At 70.3% G+C, this 3,508-nt stretch carries 1 protein-coding gene; it reads right to left on the reverse strand.

The features are described from left to right. Positions 1-65: 65 nt before the first annotated feature. Positions 66-3,508 (reverse strand): multifunctional oxoglutarate decarboxylase/oxoglutarate dehydrogenase thiamine pyrophosphate-binding subunit/dihydrolipoyllysine-residue succinyltransferase subunit (locus tag ACFCX4_RS35365; protein WP_376151434.1); only part of this gene is annotated, 3,443 nt, incomplete at its 5' end.

Genomic DNA, 3,508 nt, shown 5'->3' on the forward strand with positions numbered 1-3,508 from the left:
CCGCACCCCTGGGAGCCAGGGGTGCGGGGGCCGTGGTGCCGGGACTCACGCGGCCGACCGGGGGGTCAGAGCGTGAAGATCTCCTCCAGCAGCTGCTGCTGCTCGGCGCCGTGCCGCTTGGCCGAGCCGACCGCCGGGGCGGAGGAGGCCGTGCGGGCGACGCGGCGCAGGCGCGAGCCGCCGGCGCTGCGGCCGACGACGACCTGCAGGTGGTCGACCAGGTTCATGGCGATGAACGGCCACGCGCCCTGGTTGGCCGGCTCCTCCTGCGCCCAGACGAACTGGACGTCGTCGCCGTAGCGGGCGAGCTCCTCCTGGAGCTCGGCCACCGGAAGCGGGTAGAGCCGCTCGACCCGGACGATCGCCGTGTCGGTGATGCCGCGCTCGGTGCGGGCCGCCTCGACGTCGTAGTAGAACTTGCCGGCGGTGATGACCACCTTGCGGACCTGCGCCGGGTCGACGGTGTTGTCACCGATGACCGGGCGGAAGGAGCCGGACAGGAACTCCTCGGTGGCGCTCGCCGCGGCCTTCAGACGCAGCATCGACTTCGGGGTGAAGACGACCAGCGGCTTGTGGTGCGGGTTGTGCGCCTGCCAGCGGAGCAGGTGGAAGTAGTTCGACGGCAGGGTCGGCATGGCGACCGTCATGTTGTTCTGCGCGCACAGCTGGAGGAAGCGCTCCGGGCGGGCGGACGAGTGGTCCGGGCCCTGGCCCTCGTAGCCGTGCGGCAGCAGCAGGGTGACGCCCGAGTGCTGGCCCCACTTCTGCTCGGCGGAGGCGATGTACTCGTCCACCATGGTCTGCGCGCCGTTGACGAAGTCGCCGAACTGCGCCTCCCACATGACCAGCGCGTTCGGGCGGGTCAGCGAGTAGCCGTACTCGAAGCCCATCGCCGCGTACTCGGACAGCAGGCTGTCGTACACGGTGTAGCGGGCCTGGTCCTCGGTGAGGTACTGCAGCGGGGTGTAGTCCTCGCCGGTGGCCCGGTCGATCAGGACGGCGTGCCGCTGGCCGAAGGTGCCGCGGCGGCTGTCCTGGCCGGCCAGGCGGACCGGGTGGCCCTCCATGAGCAGCGAGCCGATGGCGAGGGTCTCGCCGGTCGCCCAGTCGATGGTGTTGTCCTCGACCGAGGCCGCGCGGCGCTGCAGCTGCGGCAGCAGGCGCGGGTGGACGGTCAGCCAGTCCGGCAGGTTGACCTGGGAGGCGGCGATCCGCTTGACCATCTCCTCGGAGATGCCGGTCCGGATGTTGACCGGGAAGTCGGCGACCGGCTTGCCGCCGGTGGCCGAGGCCGGGGCCTGGGCGGCGTCGCGGACCTCCGCGAAGACCTTCTCCAGCTGGCCCTGGAAGTCCTGGAGCGCCTGCTCCGCCTCTTCCATGGTGATGTCGCCGCGACCGATCAGGCCCTCGGTGTACAGCTTGCGCACCGAGCGCTTCTTGTCGATCAGGTCGTACATCAGCGGCTGGGTGAACGACGGGTTGTCGGCCTCGTTGTGACCGCGGCGGCGGTAGCAGATGAGGTCGATCACGACGTCCTTGTGGAACACCTGGCGGAACTCGAAGGCGAGCCGCGCGACGCGGACCACGGCCTCCGGGTCGTCGCCGTTCACGTGGAAGATCGGGGCCTCGATCATCCGGGCCACGTCGGTGCAGTACATCGAGGAGCGCGAGGAGGCCGGGGCGGCGGTGAAGCCGACCTGGTTGTTCACCACGACGTGCACAGTGCCGCCGGTGCGGTAGCCGCGCAGCTGCGACATGTTCAGGGTCTCCGCGACGACGCCCTGGCCGGCGAAGGCCGCGTCGCCGTGGATCTGGATCGGGAGCACCGGGAAGGTGGTGCCGCCCTGGTCCAGGATGTCCTGCTTGGCGCGGGCGATGCCCTCGACGACCGGGTCCACGGCCTCCAGGTGGGAGGGGTTGGCGGCCAGCGAGACCTTGATGGTCTCGCCGTCCAGACCGGTGAAGGTCCCCTCGGAGCCCAGGTGGTACTTGACGTCGCCGGAGCCGTGCATCGACTTCGGGTCGAGGTTGCCCTCGAACTCGCCGAAGATCTTGCCGTACGGCTTGCCGACGATGTTGGCCAGCACGTTGAGGCGGCCGCGGTGGGCCATGCCGATGACGGCCTCGTCGAGGCGGTGCTCGGCGGCGGCGTCGATGGTGGCGTCGAGCAGCGGGATGAGCGACTCGCCGCCCTCCAGCGAGAAGCGCTTCTGGCCGACGTACTTGGTCTGCAGGAAGGTCTCGAAGGCCTCCGCCGAGTTCAGCCGGCGCAGGATGCGCAGCTGCTCCTCGCGCTCCGGCTTGGTGTACGGCTTCTCCAGGCGCTCCTGCAGCCACTTGCGCTGCTTCGGGTCCTGGATGTGCATGTACTCGATGCCGACGGTGCGGCAGTACGTGTTGCGCAGCAGGCCGAGGATGTCGCGGAGCTTCATCATCCGCTGGCCGCCGAAGCCGCCGACCGCGAACTCGCGCTCCAGGTCCCACAGGGTGAGGCCGTGGGTGGTGACGTCCAGGTCGGGGTGCTTGCGCTGCTTGTACTCCAGCGGGTCGGTGTCGGCCATGAGGTGGCCGCGGACCCGGTAGGAGTGGATCAGCTCCATGACGCGGGCGGTCTTGTTGACCTCGTCGTCGTGGGTGGTGGCGACGTCGGTGGCCCAGCGGACCGGCTCGTACGGGATCCGCAGCGACTCGAAGATCTCGTCGTAGAAGCCGTTCTCGCCGAGCAGCAGGCGGTGGATCTCGCGCAGGAACTCGCCGGACGCCGCGCCCTGGATGACGCGGTGGTCGTAGGTCGAGGTCAGCGTCATGATCTTGGAGACGCCGAGGCGGGCCAGGGTCTCCGGGGCGGAGCCCTGGAACTCGGCCGGGTACTCCATGGCGCCGACGCCGACGATGGTGCCCTGGTTCTGCATGAGGCGCGGCACGGAGTGCACGGTGCCGATGCCGCCGGGGTTGGTCAGCGAGACCGTGACGCCGGTGAAGTCGTCCATGGTCAGCTTGTTGGCGCGGGCCCGGCGGACGATGTCCTCGTAGGCCTGCCAGAAGCCGAAGAAGTCGAGGGTCTCGGCCTTCTTGATGGCCGCGACGACGAGCTGGCGGTCGCCGTTGGGCTTCACCAGGTCGATGGCCAGGCCGAGGTTCACGTGCTCGGGCTTGACCAGGTAGGACTTGCCGTCCTCCACCTTGTAGCTGTGGTTCATGCCCGGGGCGGCCTTGATGGCCTGGACCAGGGCGTAGCCGATCAGGTGGGTGAAGGAGACCTTGCCGCCGCGGGCGCGCTGCAGGTGGTTGTTGATGACGATGCGGTTGTCGATCAACAGCTTGGCCGGGACGGCGCGCACCGAGGTCGCGGTCGGCACCTCCAGGGAGGCGTCCATGTTGGTCGCGACGGCCTTGGCCGGGCCGCGCAGCTGGACCAGCGCGGGGCCGGTGGCACCGGCGGCGGGCGCGGGCGCCGGGGCGGCGGCCTTGGGGGCCGGCGGCGCGGCGGGGGCGGCGGCGAGCGGCG

Origin of the sequence: Kitasatospora sp. NPDC056327 (assembly GCF_042261735.1) — a bacterium.
Classification (GTDB): domain Bacteria; phylum Actinomycetota; class Actinomycetes; order Streptomycetales; family Streptomycetaceae; genus Kitasatospora.